We start from the raw sequence: 19,062 nt of genomic DNA, 5'->3' as shown, positions 1-19,062 counted from the left end.
TCCGTGGTGTTAATGCCGACTCTTCCATCTCAATCATAAGGTTGTTGTGTTTAAGATACGTGTCAAACAAGAAGAATCCCTGTCGATTAAGTTCAGCCATCAGATGGAAAAGGGCGATAATCGTCAGCTCGATCTCTATTTCTTTTTACCAAAGGAAATGGGCATAGGCGCGCATACCTTAAACGAAGAAGAGTATTACCACAGCGCGATTGTGGGACGCCGCTCCTACTACTCCGAAGGGCTACATTTGCCCCTGGTGCAGGGGCGATTCGCCAGTATGAATCGTCGCACTGTGGAAGAATTTCGGCTGTACTTAAACCTGTTTGCTTATCAGTTTGCTGTCGCGGTTGAAAACGATGTCAAAGAGCTCAATCGCATCGCCGATGTAGAGCACTTTTATCTTGCGCTTGATGAGCTGTGCGAGCAGGTGACGCAACTGCTGAAAAAGTTTCGCCGTAATGAGCCGGGCGATCCTAAATGGAAATCCTACTTTGAAAACGCCGATAACTATCTCTCCTGGTTTTGCGAGCAGCAACTGTTAAAAGTGCTCGCCCACGCCACTCGCACCAGTGATTTTGCTGACATCCAAGAACGGGTGTTGACCCTGTGCCGCAACGAATGCGCCTACCGCGACGCCAACAACTATAACTCGGCACAAACTAAGCAAGATCCCAATCGGATTTCGAATAAAATGCTGTTATTACGGCGTTTAATTCAGCAAGGTGTGGTGCTCAAAGAAGAGTTAAAACCCTTGGGCATCGGCCTTAAAAAGTTCACGACTGGGCTGGCGACCGCCCTGGTGATGTTGGTGGTGTCGGCGCTGATCATCGAAGCTCAGGGGGTCTTTAGTGGCTTTACCATTGCGTTGGTGCTGACGCTGGCGGTGATTTATGGCTTTCGTGAAATTTTTAAGGACGATGTACGTAATGCCCTGTGGCGCTATATTCAACGGGGGCGGCCGCGCTGGAGCCGCATTTTGAGGGATACGACCAATCAGTCTGTCATTGCTAAGCAATTGGTGTGGCTCGAATTTATGCGACCTCAGGATTTGCCTGATAAGGTCAACGAAATCTTAAAACAACGGCATAGCCAGAATAAGGTCGATGCCGAAATCCTGCATTACAAGATTGCTACTCGGGTAAACCACGGTGAGTTTCAAGCGGGATACTCGACGATACAAGAGCAAGTCAACTTTAGTTTTGTACCTTTTGCCCGCTATTTAGAGCGGGGCAAGGCCAAGATTTATAAAGAACTTGAAGGCAAGATCAGTCACGAGTCGGTCGAGCGCCGTTATCAAGTCAATCTGATTTTAGTGCTGCGTGATGGCCGCGAAGAGCCGGAGTATGCGCGCTACAAAATCACCATGAACCGTTCGGCCATTATCGAGATCACCCAAAGTAAGTTGCCTGATTCCTTTAATCCGCCCGCTAAGGCTGATGACGTGTAAAGGCCTGACCGATATTTTGATCATTATTCTGTTTTGCCCGTTTGAGTGCCACCTCAGCATTGCTGAGGTATTGCTCTAAGCTTTGTCCTTCCTGATAGCTTGCAATCCCCATGCTGATCCCTTCACCTAGGCCATTACTATTCAGCTTTTCAATGGTATTGAGTGCGAAGTGATGCGCCGTTGTGGCATCGGTATCAGGCAGTAACAGCAGCAGTTTACCGAGTTGCCAGTGAAGGATTTGATAATGGGCTGGAATTTCTAACAACAGCTGTACTTCCACTTCCTGCTGACGCGTTTCGAGTTGGTCAATATCACTCATATGGCTGAGCAAGCCTTCTGGGTTGATATCCATCACTAATAAGCTTGAGTGGTTGCGGCTTTGGGGCGATAGCGAAGCAAAATAGCGTTCTAAATCGGATAGGTGCTGCAAAATAGTACTGCGGTGTGGCACAAAGTTGCGGGGTTCTGCTCCCCTTTGGCTGTCAGCGGCTTGCTCTAAAGTGCAAATGATGTAATCAATTTCACCATCGGCAGCAACATGGCCCTTTAGCGTGGCCTGCAAACAATTGGAATGGCGAGGATTCGGTGAACAAAGTATTTGCCCCTGCCACTGGCCTTGCATGCTGATTTGGGCGGTGATCCGCTGCCATTGGTTCCCCAGATCGTTAGCGAGCAGTGAGGCTAAATCATGGTTTAAATCACCATTAAGTTGCATCAGCTGATCGAACACCGGATTGATTTTTATCAACTTACCATTAGCGTCAGTTAATGCTGTTGCCACAGTGGTGTCGCAGAGTAGGTCACTTAAGAAGGCCTGATTCTGATAATCGAGCATGGTGCTGATATCTTCAAGGGATACAAGCAAATGAGGCAAACCACGGCCCAATCGCGGTGCTTGTTGCACTTTTACTCTTAGGGTCGAACCCATCTCATTATCAAGTGACAAATCCTTGCTCCATTCGCCCTCACGATAGACTTGTTCAAGCATTTGCGCCGAGGTGAGGTCGTCAAGATTAAGTGTTCGCTGTAGGCTACGGTCAGTCAGTTCATCGAGTGGGACTTGTGTGGCTTCTGCGGCCTTAGTGTTGGCACTGATAATACGAGCCTGTTCGTTGGCTAAGATAAAGCCTAAATTGTTATTAAATAATGTATTTGCCACATCGATACTGTATTGGCGCGAACGATGTTGCAGGCGATACATGTGGCTCAGCAGGATAACCCAGGCGGCCAGAAGTGTTAGGATTAACGACGCAATAATCACAATATTCTGCCACTGGGAAAATTTCGAGGCGATATCATCGTTACGGATATAGGAGAGTAAAAAGTACTCGCGGCGCAATTCTGGCTGATTGGTGAGCTCGACTTTGAGGTACACGAAGGTGGCATCTTCACCGTGGAATTGGCCAAAGTTGCTCATCGACATTTCCCGCCACAGTGCCGGATAGCTCTGACGTAAACTGGCACCTAAGGTGTCTGGAATATGGGATAATGGCGCCAGTTCACTCACACCTGCATAGAGCAAGCCTTGGGTATCCAGCACTAGCATCGGCGATTTATTGCTTGAAAATGCAGGTTTTATTGCTTCTAGCATCTGCACAATCGAGTTGTAGGTAATCAAATAACCTAGCGAGCTTTGATCGGGTTTCTCAAGCAATGCCATTTGATACATATAGGGTTCGAGCATGCCATTGAGGGGGACAAACTCTAAGGACGAAGTAAAGACTTCTTTGCCACCTAAATTTCGGCTAGAACCTAACAGTGCGGCAGGAAGCGCATCCTGACTAAAATTTGAAGGTGTCGCAAACTTATAATTACCTTGGGGATCGAACAGGGCAATACCGAGGAGTTCGGGAATATGTTGCACCAACTCTTGCCAACTTTCCTGTAATTTTTGCTGAGATGAGGCAGTTGGATTTTTGAGGTACTGTTTGAGTAATTCGTCTTTGGCAAATAGCTGAGTGCGAAACTGCTGAAAGGTGACCTTATCGGTAATGAGCGTACCTATGGTCTGCAATTCGCTATACCTTTGGGTTGCCCATTCTTCTTGTAACCTATGTTCACCTAAGGTGATGATTAAATTAGTTAAAATAATCATGCCTATCACTAACATTGATAACTGACTCGCGACAGCCAGCATGCGTTGGTGCGACCAATGCAGTCCTTGGGATAATGAAAGTAATGTCGCGAGTGGGTGTAGGCTTGGTTTTTTCTTCAGCATGGGCCGATTTTGAGTTGATGAACTGTTAATTTGGCTATGTTAACACGAATGAAATGTTACGACAGTGGCAAGTTGCTCGCTGCGAGTGTATCCAAAGCCAGAATTTTCTCGACCTAGGCTAAGCCAATAAGTTAACCAAGCGCACCGAGTACTCTATGCTTAAACTCGCAATCCGAAGCGAGTATTTGCTCGCGGCACAGATCGATGTCGACGCCTTCTAATCCCTCAATGGCTGAGACTTGCACGCGTTCAATGTAATGAGGTGCGAGGGCGATAAAGGCATTGACTGCGGCGTAGGAACCCGCAAGTTTTGGGCGACAATGTTGGTTGTAGGCCGCTTCATTATCGGCATTGAGTGAAATCGATAACGCATCTACACACTCAGCAAGTTCGGGCAGAATATTACGTCTGTGAACCAGATTACCTAAACCATCGGTATTCACCCTCACTCGGCCGCCGCGGCGTTTTATTTCCTTGGCCACAGCCAGTAGAGTTGGTAGATTCAGTGTTGGCTCGCCATAGCCGCAAAACACATATTCTTCAAAGTCTTCCACATTTCCTAGTAGCGGGATGATTTCTTCAGGCTTGGGTTGGTGGCTTAATGCCAGTTGATACTCATGAATTTGTTTACTGCCATTATGTTTAGGGCAAAAAGCACAGCGCAGCGTACAACGCCCCGTGATATTCAGATAACGACTCCTACGAATATCATAGACTAAGGTTTCAGTAGCACAGGTTTCATTGGTGCACACTTCCGCAGTAATGTTGCCATTGGCTAGGGTTTCAGTGGCTTTGAGTTGTGTGGGCTTAATTTGGGCTGGCTGCGAGGTTGGCATTCGATCTATTTTCATACTATCGACTTTATTGGCATCTTGGCGGTCACTTAGGTTGAGTGTAACCAATGACCAGCAGGATAACTGCCACTTAGATCGCACTACGTGTTTTCCTATTCATAGATGTCAGAGGCAAAAAAGAGAGCCTAGGCTCTCTTTTTAAAAGGGAAAAATGCAATGACCGAATGCTACTAATCTTGCTTATAGTCCGGTTCATTTAAGGCACTTAAGGATACCTTGTGGCTCTCATTGGTATGTAAATGTATATCCTGCGTTTTTTTAGGGCGCCACCACCAATGATAGAAGCGGCTACCTAGGCGCTTAGCATCATCGAGAATGATATACAGCAAAGGCACCAGAATTAGGGTCACCACAGTCGAAAACAGGATACCGAAGGCGAGGGAGGTCGCCATAGGGATCACAATCTGCGCCTGTAAGCTGCGCTCAAGAATAATAGGTACAAGACCGACAAAGGTGGTCAATGAGGTCAAGATAATCGCCCTAAAACGATAGCAGCCTGAATCCACCGCCGCTTGTCTGACCGATTGCCCTTGCTCCCGCGCCCGGTTAACAAAATCCACCAAGATCAAGGAGTCGTTTACCACCACCCCAGCGAGTGCAACGATACCACACAGACTCAAGACGCTCATCGCTAGCCCTAGGATCAAATGTCCAAATAGCGCGCCGATAATCCCGAAGGGTATGACTGACATAATGATCAGCGGCTGGCTGTAAGACTTGAGCGGTACCGCCATTAAGGCATAAATGGTAAATAGCGCAAAAAAGAAACCTTGCATCAAGCCGACCATGGCATTTTGTTCATCCAAACTGCCGCCATCGAGGGCTGTTTGGATTTTGGGATACTTGGCCTGCAATTGCGGCAGGAAATCTTTCTGGATTTCATTAACGACTTTAGAAGGTTCAACCTTGTTTTTATTTGCGTTAGCGGTAATGGTTATCGCTCGCTTACCATCGACACGAGTAATAGACGCATAAGATTCGCCTTTTTCGACTTCGGCTACGGTTGAGAAAGGTACTGACTTACCTTGCGGCGTGCGGATCAACATATTCTCGAGGTAACCAACGGTACGTCGCTGCTCTAAGGGGTAGCGCACCATGACTTTGATTTCTTCTTTATTACGCAAAATACGTTGTGCTTCATAACCATAGAAGCCATAACGGACTTGGCGAGCTAAATCAGACAAGGTTAAACCCAGCGCTTCGGCCTCGGGGCGGATCTTTAAGCGGATCTCATGGCTGCCCGAAGAGAAGTTATCGGCAATATCATACACACCTTCGTAGGTGGCGAGCTTTTGCTTGAGTTCACGGGCTGCTGTGGATAATTCCTCTAAATCACTTGAGGTTAATCTAAAGGAAATATCGCCACCGCCACCGCCATTACCGCTGGCATTGAAGTCGAGCTTTTTCACCGAAAGTAATTCTGGCAATTGTTCGCGCCATGCGGCGGCAATCGTCTCTCCATCTACGTCCCTGTCTTCTCCCTTGGTCAGTTCCGCAAAGATAAAGGCGGAGGTGCGCGAGCTCATGTTGATAAAGCTGTGCTTCACCACTTCGCTACCGTTGTCCTTCTCCATTTTGGCGTTCATTTTGTACAGGGCTTCTTCAATGTCCTGTACCACCTTGAGGGTGTTCTGCTCTGAGCTGCCTTCATCCATTTCTAGCTGTACTTGGATAAAGTCCGATGGAATATCGGGGAAGAACACCCAGCGCACTTTACCACTAGCGACTAAGGCTATGGATAAAATCAACACGCCGATAAAAGCCGCGACGACGTTGTAGCGATGTTGGATACAGCGCTCGAGGAAGTTGCGGTAGCTGTGGTGAATAAAGTGCTGAACGCGATTATTAAATCTGTCCTTGAAGCGACCAAAGAAACCCGTGGGTTCCCCCGGCTTTCTAAACTTCATATGGGCTAAGTGCGCTGGCAGGATAAATTTAGATTCCACCAGTGAAAATGCCAGACACATGATGACCACCATGCCGATGGATTTCCAAATAATCCCCATAGGGCCAGAGACCATCAACATCGGAATAAAGGCGGCGATAGTGGTCAGTACTCCGAAGGTGGCGGGCATGGCCACTTTTTGCGCCCCGCGGATCACATTATCAATCGAGTGTCCATGCCGTTCGACCTCACTGTAGGCGCTTTCACCTATTACAATTGCATCGTCGACGACTATCCCCAAGACGAGAATAAAGGCGAACAATGTCAGCATGTTGATGGTCATGGAGAAAGGTTCCAACGGCATGATCAGCATAGTGCCGAGGAAACACACGGGTAATCCCATCATCACCCAGAAGGCGAGTCTGAGGTCGAGGAACAGGGCCAAGATCACAAACACTAGTAGGGCGCCATAAAACATGTTCGACATCATCATGTTTAAGCGGCCTTTGAGATAGTGGGTTAAGTCTCCCCAGGTATCTAATTTGGCATTGGCTGGCAGGGTGGCACGGCGTTTCTCTACGTACTGTTTAACTTGGTCGGCAATATCTAAGGCGTTTTGATCGTTAACACTGGTCACTTCAATAATCGCCGCTGGCTTGCCGTTGAAGCGGGTGTACTCTAAACGTTCTTCAAAATCGTCCTTAATGGTTGCGACCTGAGGCAGCATTACCCGGCTACCATCTGGGCGCGTGGTGACGACGATATTGGCAAAATCATCGCCGGTGTAAGCTTGGCCTTTGGTACGCAGCAGAATGTCACCATCCTCCGCGCGAATCGAGCCGCCGGGTAAGTCGATAGAAGAGTTTTGCACCGCCATGGCGACTTGCGAGAAGGTTAAGCCGTATTCCCGCAGTTTATCTTCTGAGACTTCGATACCGATTTCATAGTCGCGTACACCTGTAACCTTCGCGCGGGTCACGGCGGGGAGCTGGGTCAAATCATCACGTACTGATTTGGCCAACTCCTTCATATCGTGCAGTGACATATCACCGTAGACCGACACCCAAATTACGTTGTTTTCAGGTTCGATTTTAAAGATTTGCGGTTTTTCGATGTTCACCGGAAAGGTGGAGATCGCGTCCAATCGTAACTTGGCTTCGTCGAGTACGGTTTGGACGTCGTAGTCGTCTTCCACTTCAACTGTGATTGAACCTACACCTTCACTGGCTACCGAGGTGACTTTTTTGATGCCGTTGATATCTTGGATGGCTTCTTCAATCTTGATGTTGATGCCTTCTTCAATTTCCTGTGGCGCAGCGCCGGGATAAGCAACGGTAATGCTCAATAGATTAAGGTTAAAAGAGGGAAATACCTCTTTATTAATCAATACTGTGCTAAATAGACCGCCAATCAGCAGCGCCCACATTAACAGGTTGGCTGCCACGCTGTTGCGGGCAAACCAGGCTAAGATCCCTTTTTGAGTATCCATTAGTTCACTCCAGCGGCCGCAAGACTCGACTCAGGAGCATCTTCCTTAGGTGTGGGCGTTTGCACGGGTTTGGCATCTTCACCGATCACCTTAACTAATTGACCATTCGCCATATTGCTAAAGTGCGTGATGGCGACACGTTCACCAGTTTTTAAGCTGTCCTTGATAAATACGTTTTCAAGATCACTGCGCACGACATTCACATGGCGCATCTCGACAATATTTTGCTCGTTAATTAAGGCGACATGCTCATTACGCACTACATGGCGCGGCAGCTTAACGATTCCATCAACAGTGCGTCCCTTAATCACGGCGTTGACAAAACTACCGTATTTCAGCGGTAAACTGCCTTGGGTTTTGTGCTCACGCAGGTACGGATCTTTAATTTCGGCCACGAGGTAAACCATGCGGTTATCGGCATCAATAACGCCTTCGCTACGAATAATATTACCCAGCCAAGTGTTTTCCTTACCCGCCAATGAGGCGCTTAAGGTGACTTGGGTATCAGGATTATCGACCGATTCCAAATAGGCTAAATCATCGTTAGAGATAGGTAGACGAATTTCGGCAATGCTAGTGTCGTATAACTCACCGAGGTTAGTGCCTAATGTAACATACTGACCTAAATCGACATTTCTTGCTTTGATAATGCCATCAAAGGGTGCGCGGATAACGGTGCGTTCTAAATTGCGCTGTGCGCGTGCTAGTGCTGCTTGGGCATATTTCACATTAGCTTGTTCTTTTTTCAGCTGTGGAATGCGTAAACCCAACTCTGGCGGCAAGCCTTTGTCATAACCCTTAAATTCGATTTTAGCGACTTCACCACGGGCGATTTCTTCATTCAGTGCTGCGGTTGCTTGAGCCAAAGTGGCCTCAGCTTGCATTAAATCGGCTTCGTAATCCGAAGGTTCGATTTGGGCTAACTGATCACCTTTCTTCACTATGCCACCGGCCACAAATTGCGGTGAAATGCTTAGCATTCGCCCTTGGACTTCAGTTACTAGTTGCGTCTTGTATTTAGGGGTAACCACGCCGTAGGAGGGAAGATTAAGCGATACGGTTTGCTGCTCAACCTGAGTGACATCCACAATAGGGATAGGCATTTCTTCGGGTTTCTGCTCCGGTGTTTCTTTGGTTTTCATTAACAAACCAGCGCCCACAATAAAGAGCAGTAGTATAAAAAAAGGAGATAATCTCCTAAGTAAGGTTTTGATCATATGATTGTTACATCCGTGCTAAATCGCTTAATGCGCCTAAAGTATCAGAGTCAGGCAGTGCAATAAATTTATTTTTGTAAATAAAATGTGTCTAAAGATGATGGCAAGTGAGTACCAGATGCCATGTCTTTTTTGATAACAGTGATGAAATACGGATTGTTAGAGCGTTTGGGTCACTATTGGTTTCGTCTCTATCAGGTATGGCGAGCATAAAAAAGCCGCATTACGCGGCTTTCGGGAGGGTTTAAGCTTGCTTCTTGCGGGCAATTTTAGTGGCTTTTTTAGCAGCCTCTTTTTTGTTGGTCCGCTTTGCCGCTTCTTTGGCTTTTACTTTGGCCTTTTTCTTGGTTGGTACTCGCGCCTCTTTGTGTTTAGGACGCAGTTCCTCAATGATACGGCGCTTAAGCGGTTGTTCGATATAACGCTCAATCTTACCGACAATCCGCATATCGTGGGCTTCGGCCAATGAAATTGCCGTTCCTTTTGCTCCCGCTCGGCCAGTACGACCAATGCGGTGGATGTAACTATCGGCAGAACGTGGCATGTCGAAGTTAATCACATGGGTGATATCATCGATATCGATACCGCGGGCGGCCACATCAGTCGCGAGTAACACGTTCACTTCACCTTTGGTAAAGCGACTTAAGGCTTGGAAACGTTTCTTCTGTTCCATATCGCCACGCATAAAGGCGCAGGGGATACCAGCTTTAAGCAACTGACCTTCGAGGCTAGATACCACATCGCGAGTCTTTACGAATACGATGGCGCGTTTAACCTCTTCCTGCTTGAGTAGATGGCACAGCAGGGCAAACTTATGTTCTTTATCGTCGGCAAGGTGGATCCATTGGTGGATCTTGGCTTTCTCTTTACGCGGCGCGTCGACATCGATTTCGATAGGGTCGTTAAGTACTTCACGAGCAAAACGGATAACGCCACTGCCTTCGAGGGTGGCCGAAAACAGCATATTTTGCTTACGACCTTGGGCTTCGAGGGCAATAGCTTTAACTACGGCGGAGAAGCCCATATCGAGCATGCGGTCGGCTTCGTCGATGATCAGTATGTCGACCGATTCCGCACTGAATTTGCCTTTATCTAAATATTCCATCAGACGGCCAGGGGTCGCCACCAGAATATCGATATTGTCTTTTAGGGCTTCTTCCTGCGGACCATAGGGCACACCGCCGGTGATAATGGCGATATTCAGCCCTTGGCCTGTGGCTAAGTGGCAGGCATAACGGTGAATTTGGCTGGCTAACTCACGGGTAGGCGTGAGGATCAAAATCCGCGCATGACCCGAATAACGACGGGGAAAGTCGATTAAGTGCTGCAGCGCTGGCAATAAGAAACTGGCAGTTTTACCTGTACCCGTCGGGGCGCGCGCTAAAATATCCCGCTGCTCGAGGGCGTGTGGCAGGGTTTCTTGTTGGATAGTGGTGGGCGACAGGTGCCCCATGGCTTTAAGTGACTCTAATAAGCTAGGGTCAAGCTGAAAATCTTCAAATTGCATGCGCGGCGTCTCGACGAATAATAGCCATGTATTATACGGCTTATGCCCATTAACTTAAATAACTTAATCCCAATCAATTTACTTTTAAGCCAGGGTCTAGGATCGAGGTTTATTTGTGAAAATGTATTCAGCGTTTTAGGTGTTTTGCCGAGATTTATTGCATCTTGAGGCAGACATTTGGCATAAGATGTATAAGATAAAAGTGATGTTGTAAAATTTATGGCTTTTGTTGAGAGTATTCGAAGGATTGACTCGTCGTTGTATGGAGTCTTAACAATAAATTGATGCTGCCCATAGATAATGGTCATTATTCTTTGGTTTTCAAGCGTTAGCCCTGCTTGTGTTGGCAGATTTTTGGGTTTTGAATATTTTATATGGGCTTGAATTTTATGGCTTTAGATTGGTTGTCACAGTTTTTTATCTCCTCCCAAGACAGCTTATTGCTGAACGTCTATTACGACCCGTCACTGGTGGTTATCTCGATTTTGATTGCCATTTTCTCGGCTTTTATGGCATTCCAAGTGGCGACCCAAGCAGCCTATACGCAATCTAAATCTCGCCAACAAATTATGTTGCTGACTGGGAGTGTTGTCCTAGGTGGTGGTGTTTGGTCAATGCATTTTATTGGCATGTTGGCCTTTGATTTGTGTACGCCAGTAACCTATCAATTCGGTCTGACGGCACTCTCATTATTACCCAGCATTGCCGCTTCATGGGTTGCTCTTAATCTATTATCAAAGCCCAGTTTTAAGTTTGCCCAAGTATTAGTTAGCGGTGTGTTAGTGGGCGCAGGGATTGGGACCATGCATTATGTGGGGATGGCAGCCATGGAAATGGCACCATTGTTACGTTATGACCCGGTATTTTTTGCCCTATCCATTGTGGTCGCAGTGATACTCGCCGTGATTGCTCTATGGGTTCGAACTGGGTTAAATCAGTTTTTCTCCTCTAAAATGCGAACGAGTAAAAGTAATTTTATTGCTAGCATTGTCATGGGGTTAGCTATATCAGGCATGCATTATACTGGCATGGCTGCTGCACGTTTTGTTAAACCAGAAGGATTAGAATTAAGCCTTCAGTCATCGTTTATTTCCTTTTATCTTGCCCTGGGTGTTTCTGTCGGCACTGTGCTAATTATCAGCTTGGTGCTGATTGTGAATGTGATTTTTAAATATAAAGATCTGTCTCTACTGGCTAAATCTAATGAAGACAGAATGCGTGCGATGATGGATACCGCAGTGGATGGTATTATCACCATTGATGGTCAAGGTATTATTATCAGCGTCAACCAAGCGGTTACCATGATCTTAGGTTGGTCCTCCGAAGATTTGCTTGGGCATAATGTCAAAAAAATTGTGCCCGAATCGATTCGAATCCATCACGATAACTATATTGCTAAATATGTTAAAACCCGTGAAGCACAAATTATTGGTACTGGACGTGAGGTATTAGCACAACATAAGAATGGTCATTTAGTGCCAGTTCGCTTAGGTCTGGGCCATATGATGCTGGGGAAATCCCATTATTTTGTGGGATTTATATCAGATCTCAGCCAGCGACATGAGATGGAGTTAGAGTTAAAAAATAACGAGGCCAAGTTCAGATCCTTAATCAGTAATATTCCAGGGGTTGCCTACCGTTGTAAGAATGTTGATGGTTGGCCGATGGTTTATATCAGCGACGCGGTATTGAATGTAACGGGTTATCCAGCCTCAGATTTTGAACTCCCACAGCCTAAACGTGCTTTTTCAGAGCTTTATTATCCAGAGGATGTTGAGGCTATTTTTGCTCAGGTTCAGCCACCAACATTTTCAATGGAATATCGGATCATTCGTGCAGATGGCGAAGTTCGCTGGCTCTTTGAGCATGGAAATTTCATTTTTGATGAACATAGTGAGGAGGGATGGATTGACGGCTTCTTGATGGATATTACTGAGCGTAAGGCTATGGAGCAGGATCTCCTCACCGCTAAAGATAATGCCGAGCAAGCCGCAGCGGCTCGCGCTGCCTTCTTAGCCAATATGAGCCATGAGATTCGAACCCCAATGAACGCCATCATTGGCTTTAGTGATATTTTGTTAGAGTCGACACTGGATAGTGAACAGCAAAAACAGCTCACAACCATCAATCGCTCCGCTAAATCCTTACTGCATCTGCTCAACGATGTGCTCGATAGTGCGAAGTTAGATAAAGGCAAACTCGAGCTAGAAAACCGCGTATTTTCCTTAACTGATGAAATCGATACTGTAATTTCAACCCTTTGGTTGCAGGCGAAGAAGCAGCACTTATTACTTGAGGTGGATATCGCTCCAAGTATGAATGCCAACTTCATTGGCTCGCCGGAGCGGATCCGGCAGGTGTTACTGAACTTGATTGGTAATGCAGTGAAATTTACAGCCCAAGGAAAAGTCACGGTAAGAGTGTTTCCGCAAGAAAAACACAAGGTAACATTTGAGGTTATAGATACAGGGATCGGCATGTCGCCGGAGCAGCTTAATCGAGTATTTGAGGCATTTGCCCAAGCCGATGCTTCCATGAGTCGAAAATACGGTGGCACAGGTTTAGGGACTACGATTAGCAAGCAATTAGTTGAGTTAATGGGGGGAAGCATAGAGGCGGAGAGTCAATTAGGTCTAGGAAGTACCTTCCGCTTTACCATTCCCTTAGTCCCGAGTATTGAAGACTTAGCCTTGCCACAGAGTGAAAAAATCTCGCTACCGCCGCTAACTATTTTAGTTGTTGATGATATTCAGCAAAATATCGATTTACTTTCGGTTTATTTGAGTCGCCAAGGGCATAGCGTGATCACCGCCCGTGATGGTGAGCAGGCGCTGTTGCGGATGCAAAAAAATGATATCGATGTCACCCTCATTGACCTGCAAATGCCGGTTATGGATGGATTAACTGCGGCAAAACATAGACGCCAACAGGAACTCGAGTTTGGGTTAAAACCTATGCCTATCATTGCACTTACGGCGAGTGTGCTTGAGCAGGATAGAATTGAAGCTAAGCAAGCCGGTATGGATGGTTTTGCGAATAAACCCATTGATTTTGAAATATTAAATCAAGAAATAGCTCGAGTCTTAACGTTGAATCTGCCTAGTTTGCCTAATCATGCGAATGAACCAGACCGCAATGCTATTGTCGATGAGCAAAGAGGAATAAAGCTTTGGGGAAGCAAAGAAGCATTTATTCGCGAGTTAGCAAAATTTATCGCTCAATGGCCAGATAAGTACCAACAGCTTGAGCATGCCTTAAACGAAAAGCAGAATCAGCTTATCAAGCAGTTAGCCCATGGGCTAAAAGGCATATCTGGTAATTTAGGCTTATTTCGTTGTATGAGTCTATTTGCTTCATTAGAACAGCAGGTCGATGCAAGTGGTGAGTCTGCTCTATCTATTCAACAGCTTATGGCTGAAATTGTTGCGACCTTAGCTCAAGTTTCTCTCTACATTCAGCATGCCGATAGCTCCTTGCATAAGTCGCATTCTGTGGACTTAAGTGATCCAAGTGAAGTGCTAGCCCATATTGATTCTTTACTTATAGCAGTAACTCACCATACCTTTGACGAGGCTGATTTGGCTGCCTTAATTCATATTAATAAAGATTATGAGTCTTCGGTTAGCGCCATAGTTGATGCTTTAGATAATTTTGATTTTGATATTGCCCATGATGCACTGACTAACTTGCGGCTTGCCATCAGTTCTAATAAGGAATAGCTATGCAGACAGTTACAGAGGATAAGAAGACCTTATTACTGGTTGATGATGAGCCTGTTAATTTGCGAGTCCTAAAACAAATATTGCAGCAAGACTATCGGCTAATTTTTGCCAAAAGTGGTGAAGAAGCCTTGGTGTTGGTCAAAATTGAACAGCCATCATTGATTTTGCTCGATATTATGATGCCAGATATGACAGGGCTTGAGGTATGCCAAGCACTCAAAAGTGTTAAAGAGACGCAATCAATTCCAGTTATTTTTGTGACCGCGCTGAACGATGAGCACGATGAAGCGGCAGGTTTTGCGGTAGGGGGCGTGGATTATATTGTAAAACCTGTGTCACCAACCGTCGTTAAAGCTAGGGTAAAGACGCACTTGTCATTAGTTCAGGCTGAAGAACTTCGACGCACCCGGCTTCAAGTTATCCAACGTTTAGGCCGCGCTGCAGAATATAAAGATAATGAAACCGGCACCCATGTGCTGCGCATGAGTCATTATTCAAAAATACTGGCTTTGGCTTACGGCCTGAATGAGGCGCAGGCGGATGATTTATTGCACGCGGCGCCCATGCACGATATTGGCAAAATAGGCATTCCAGATAGCATTATGCTTAAACCCGCTAAGTTGTCTGATGACGAGTTTGCCGTAATGAAGACCCATCCCCATATCGGTGCCGAAATTATTGGAGAAGCTGATTCCGAATTGTTGCGATTAGCCAAATCCGTCGCACTGACCCACCATGAGAAGTGGAACGGTACTGGTTATCCAAATGGATTAAAGGGTAAAGACATTCCTTTAGAGGGACGGATAGTTGCCTTGGCGGATGTGTTTGACGCGCTTACCAGTAAGCGTCCCTATAAAGAAGCTTGGTCAATTGAGCAGACCATGGAATATATCCACCAGCAGAGCGGCGTGCATTTCGATCCTGAGTTAGTGCGCTTATTTACCGAAAACTTAGACAAAGTGCTTGAGATTAAAAATAAATGGATAGATAGCTGATATTAGATTCGCTACAAAAGATAAGGCTCTTGATGCGAGCCTTATTGCTAATCGAATTAAAGCTTTAGATAAAAATCTTTCGTTAGTTCAATCGTTTGCTCGGTATAACGGCCATCTTCCCCACGTATGGTGAGCTCTGTGTGCTGATAGGGTTCATCCTGACTTTTAGTCAACAGAGTCTTAGCCAAGAGCAGCAGCACGCGGTTTGCAATCTTATCTTCCACGCTTTTTACGCTCACTTCTTGCACAAGATAAAGCTTAGTCTGATGTAGGCAAGCTTTAAAGCGCGTCAAGCTTTGGGTGGGCAGGATCAGGCTGGCGTGGCCCTCATGTGACAGGCACTGACCGATCGCCTCGAGTAAGGGCGTAAAGCCTAAGTTGTCAGTGTGACGTGCCATCGCCCTGTGTTGTTCATTTGCCTTGGGGCCATGCTCAAAGTAGGGCGGATTGCAGATGATATGGTCGAAATATCCTTGATACTCAGCTTGTTGGCAAACGTGCTGAATATCGCCATGGATGAGCTTACATCTATCCGCCCACGGACTTTGCGTCATATTGTATTGGCACGCCGCGGCAGCTTTTTCTTCCAACTCAACGGCTGTGATCTGCCCTTGGCTGCGCTGCGCCGCCATTAAACTTAATAATCCACTTCCCGCACCAATATCGAGAATGTGCTTGGCCTGCGATAGCGGAGCCCATGCGCCTAATATCACGCCGTCGGTGCTGACGGGCATGCCGCAATTAAGATCGTCAATGTGGAATTGTTTAAAGGTAAATGCCATGAATACCAGACTATCGAGTGAATTATTGGGAACGATTTTAGATTGCCACTATTTTAAAGGGCTGCTCGCGCTTTCGCTAAGATTTTTATGGGGGCGTGAAATAAGTCTATTCTTCCATTTAGATCTATTTTTTGTATTTTTTATGCTGTTTTGAGCCGCAGTTCACTTAATTAACGGTTTAATTTATTACCTCGGCAACGCATTGTTAGCAGTTAATTAGCATTACAGGGCTTTTTTTGTTAAAAACAATCTTGTCTGTTGTATTGGTTTTTGAATTCTGATATTAGTTTCGCCCCCATTTTTAATCAATTTTATGATTAACGGATAGGTGAACGGGTTTTTAGGTGAATAAATCGGCAGTGAAGCCAATTTTTAGTTCATTTTTGTTTATAAACTCAGCAGATATCGCACATATTTACCACGGAATTGTGTAAACATAGATTTGCACTCCGGATGGGCTTTGTTTTAGCTATGGCTAATCGACACATAATCACTTAAGTTTATTAAAAAACAATAAGACAAGATGGGGCTTTCCGTGCAAGACAATCAGATGAGTATTGGGGATACATTAGGCTTAGGTTTTATGACCTTCGCGTTTTTTTTGGGGGCGGGTAACTTAATTTTTCCACCCTTTGCGGGTATGTTGGCCGGGGAAAACATGTTCCTTGCCATGTTTGGTTTTCTCATCACTGCCGTAGGTTTACCTTTAGTCGGGCTTATTGCTGTTGCTAAGGCTCAAGGTAAGGTTATGGCAATGCTGCCAGTGTTTGCGGCAACCGCTTTGGCCATCGCGATTTATATCATTATTGGGCCAGCGTTTGCGGCGCCGCGTACCGGTCTTGTGGCCTATGAAATCGGTGCTAAGCCCTTTATCGACAACACTACGGCGACCATTATGCTCGGTAGCTTGTCGCTGAATCTGTCGCAACTTATCTACACTCTGTGCTTCTTTACTGTGACTATGCTGCTGGCATTGTTCCCTGGTAAATTACTCGACAGCGTCGGTAAAGTATTAACCCCTATCCTATTGTTATTGCTGGTCGGTTTAGCCTTATCTGTGGTGTTTTTACCCGCTTCTGATGTTGGTGCTGCCGTCGGTGATTATCAAAACCATCCGCTGACCAAAGGTATCCTCGAAGGCTATAACACCATGGATACCCTAGCGTCTTTGATGTTCGGTATGTTGATTATCGATCTGCTGCGTAAAAAGGGTATCGATCAGCCAAGCGCGCAGACTAAATACTTGATCCGCGCAGCCTTTATCGCGGCGGCAGGTTTGGCCTTTGTTTATGTGTCACTTTTCTTTTTAGGTGCGACGGCGGGTGATATTGCCGTTGGCGCGAAAAACGGTGGCGAGATTTTAACTAACTATGTGACTCGCGAGTTTGGCAGTTTAGGTACTGTATTGCTGTCTACCGTCGTGACCTTAGCCTGTTTAACCACGGCGGTCGGTTTAGTGAGTGCCTGCTCAGAGTTTTTCAATGAGCTGATGCCAAAGTTGTCTTACCGTTTCTTAGTAGTTCTGCTGAGCGCCATTTGTGCCTTGATCGCAAACGTTGGTCTGTCGCAGTTAATTACTATCAGTATTCCGGTGTTGATGGCGGTTTACCCTGTCGCGATTGCCTTAGTGGCGGTGACCTTCTTGACCGAATACTTCCCGCGTCCACAGTTTGCCCATCGCGCAGCACTGTCGGTAGCCTTGCTGTTTGGTATTTTCGATGGGATGAAAGTCGCGGCGAAAAGCCTCACTGGTGAAGACGGTAAAGGCGTGACTGAAGCGGCGCAGAGCTTTATCGACTTAGTCAGTGGTATGTCTCCAACGCTGTCTATCCTGCCACTGTATGAAGAGGGCATGGCGTGGTTATTACCAACGCTAGTGGTGATTGTGCTCTGTTTAATTATTCGTGGTAGCGGTGCGAAAACAGTCAGCGCTGCATAAATAAGACGCTGCCAGAAGCAGAATAATTGAGTTAATATCAACGGCGTATCTTTAGAGTGCGCCGTTTTTTATGGAGTTTTTGTGGCTAAAACCTATCAGTGCGATCCGCTTATCGACGCCTTTCTCGATGATCTTTGGTCTAGCAAGGGCTTAAGTGATAACACCTTGAGTGCCTATCGCACCGATTTACGCCATTTTGACCGCTACCAACAGAGCCAAGGCCTGCGGTTAATTGAGGTGGGACAAGCCGATGTGCGTGCCTATTTAGCTTACCGCCTCGAGCAACAATTTGCCCGCACCAGTAGCGCACGTCTGCTGAGTAGTTTAAGGCGTTTTTACACTTATTTATTGCAGACCAAACAGATTGCTGGCGATCCTATGGCGCTGATTGAATCGCCCAAATTGAGTCGGCAGTTGCCCGATTCTTTAAGTGAATCTCAGGTCGATAGATTGCTGGCCGAGCCCAATGTGGATGACCCCGTCGAGTGCCGTGATAAAGCCATGCTTGAACTCTTATACGCCACCGGGCTGCGGGTGAGTGAGCTGGTGGGATTAACCATGGAACAGATGAGCCTGCGCCAAGGTTTAGTGCGGATTGTGGGTAAGGGCGGTAAAGAGCGTTTAGTGCCCATGGGCGAGCTGGCCATTACCGAGGTTGAGCGTTACTTAAGCTTTGCACGCCACGAACTCTTGGGCAATATTCAGTCAGATGTGGTATTTCCTTCGAAGCGGGCACAGATGATGACAAGGCAAACCTTTTGGCATCGTATCAAGCTCTATGCGAGCCGCGCTGGCATCGAAACTGAGCTTTCGCCCCATACACTGCGCCATGCCTTTGCCACCCACTTGCTTAACCATGGCGCCGACCTTAGGGTGGTGCAATTACTTTTAGGTCATAGTGACTTATCGACCACTCAAATTTATACCCATGTAGCTCGAGCGAGATTACACGAGTTACATCAACAACATCATCCCCGTGGTTAGACTTTATAGATCACAAAACGGTG

11 protein-coding genes are annotated in these 19,062 nt (G+C 46.4%); 5 read left to right on the top strand and 6 right to left on the bottom strand.

Annotated elements, in window-relative coordinates:
* Nucleotides 1-46 precede the first annotated feature (46 nt).
* Nucleotides 47-1,447, top strand: a complete 1,401-nt coding sequence (locus tag SHD_RS07765; RefSeq protein WP_023266603.1) for a hypothetical protein — start codon at nt 47-49, stop codon at nt 1,445-1,447.
* On the opposite strand, the gene SHD_RS07760 is transcribed toward SHD_RS07765, so the two are convergent.
* The 5 genes from SHD_RS07760 to srmB all read right to left on the bottom strand — a co-directional run bounded on the left by SHD_RS07760 (nt 1,428) and on the right by srmB (nt 10,617).
* The gene (locus tag SHD_RS07760) at nt 1,428-3,665 is read right to left on the bottom strand and encodes a PAS domain-containing protein (RefSeq protein ID WP_023266602.1); all 2,238 of its coding nucleotides are present in this window, start codon (nt 3,663-3,665) and stop codon (nt 1,428-1,430) included. The two genes, SHD_RS07765 and SHD_RS07760, sit on opposite strands and share 20 nt — an antisense overlap.
* A 131-nt stretch (nt 3,666-3,796) precedes the next feature.
* A complete protein-coding gene (locus tag SHD_RS07755; RefSeq protein ID WP_052030991.1) occupies nt 3,797-4,501 on the bottom strand; it encodes a TatD family nuclease-associated radical SAM protein in 705 nt (234 codons plus the stop codon).
* Nucleotides 4,502-4,689: 188 nt separating this feature from the next.
* Nucleotides 4,690-7,893 carry an efflux RND transporter permease subunit gene (locus SHD_RS07750; RefSeq protein WP_023266600.1) on the bottom strand — a complete coding sequence of 1,068 codons (3,204 nt, stop codon included), beginning with the start codon at nt 7,891-7,893 and terminating at the stop codon, nt 4,690-4,692.
* A complete protein-coding gene (locus tag SHD_RS07745) occupies nt 7,893-9,110 on the bottom strand; it encodes an efflux RND transporter periplasmic adaptor subunit (protein WP_023266599.1) in 1,218 nt (405 codons plus the stop codon). Before SHD_RS07745 ends, SHD_RS07750 begins: the two co-directional genes overlap by 1 nt.
* Nucleotides 9,111-9,354: 244 nt before the next feature.
* Nucleotides 9,355-10,617, bottom strand: a complete 1,263-nt coding sequence (gene srmB, locus SHD_RS07740) for an ATP-dependent RNA helicase SrmB (protein WP_023266598.1) — start codon at nt 10,615-10,617, stop codon at nt 9,355-9,357.
* A gap of 374 nt (nt 10,618-10,991) precedes the next feature.
* On the opposite strand from srmB, the gene SHD_RS07735 reads away from it, so the two are divergent.
* On the top strand, nt 10,992-14,336 hold the full coding sequence (locus tag SHD_RS07735; protein WP_023266597.1) for an MHYT domain-containing protein: 3,345 nt from the start codon (nt 10,992-10,994) through the stop codon (nt 14,334-14,336).
* 2 nt (nt 14,337-14,338) lie between these two features.
* Nucleotides 14,339-15,334 carry a response regulator gene (locus tag SHD_RS07730; protein ID WP_023266596.1) on the top strand — a complete coding sequence of 332 codons (996 nt, stop codon included), beginning with the start codon at nt 14,339-14,341 and terminating at the stop codon, nt 15,332-15,334.
* 56 nt (nt 15,335-15,390) lie between these two features.
* On the opposite strand, the gene SHD_RS07725 is transcribed toward SHD_RS07730, so the two are convergent.
* Nucleotides 15,391-16,116, bottom strand: a complete 726-nt coding sequence (locus SHD_RS07725; protein ID WP_023266595.1) for a tRNA1(Val) (adenine(37)-N6)-methyltransferase — start codon at nt 16,114-16,116, stop codon at nt 15,391-15,393.
* A gap of 523 nt (nt 16,117-16,639) precedes the next feature.
* Here SHD_RS07725 and brnQ point away from each other — a divergent pair.
* Nucleotides 16,640-18,055 carry a branched-chain amino acid transport system II carrier protein gene (gene brnQ, locus SHD_RS07720; RefSeq protein WP_023266594.1) on the top strand — a complete coding sequence of 472 codons (1,416 nt, stop codon included), beginning with the start codon at nt 16,640-16,642 and terminating at the stop codon, nt 18,053-18,055.
* Nucleotides 18,056-18,136: 81 nt separating this feature from the next.
* On the top strand, nt 18,137-19,039 hold the full coding sequence (xerD, locus tag SHD_RS07715) for a site-specific tyrosine recombinase XerD (RefSeq protein WP_023266593.1): 903 nt from the start codon (nt 18,137-18,139) through the stop codon (nt 19,037-19,039).
* Nucleotides 19,040-19,062 lie beyond the last annotated feature (23 nt).

The sequence above is a fragment of the Shewanella decolorationis S12 genome (assembly GCF_000485795.1).
Taxonomy (GTDB): Bacteria; Pseudomonadota; Gammaproteobacteria; order Enterobacterales; family Shewanellaceae; genus Shewanella; species Shewanella decolorationis.
This window is presented reverse-complemented; position numbering and strand designations above follow the sequence as displayed.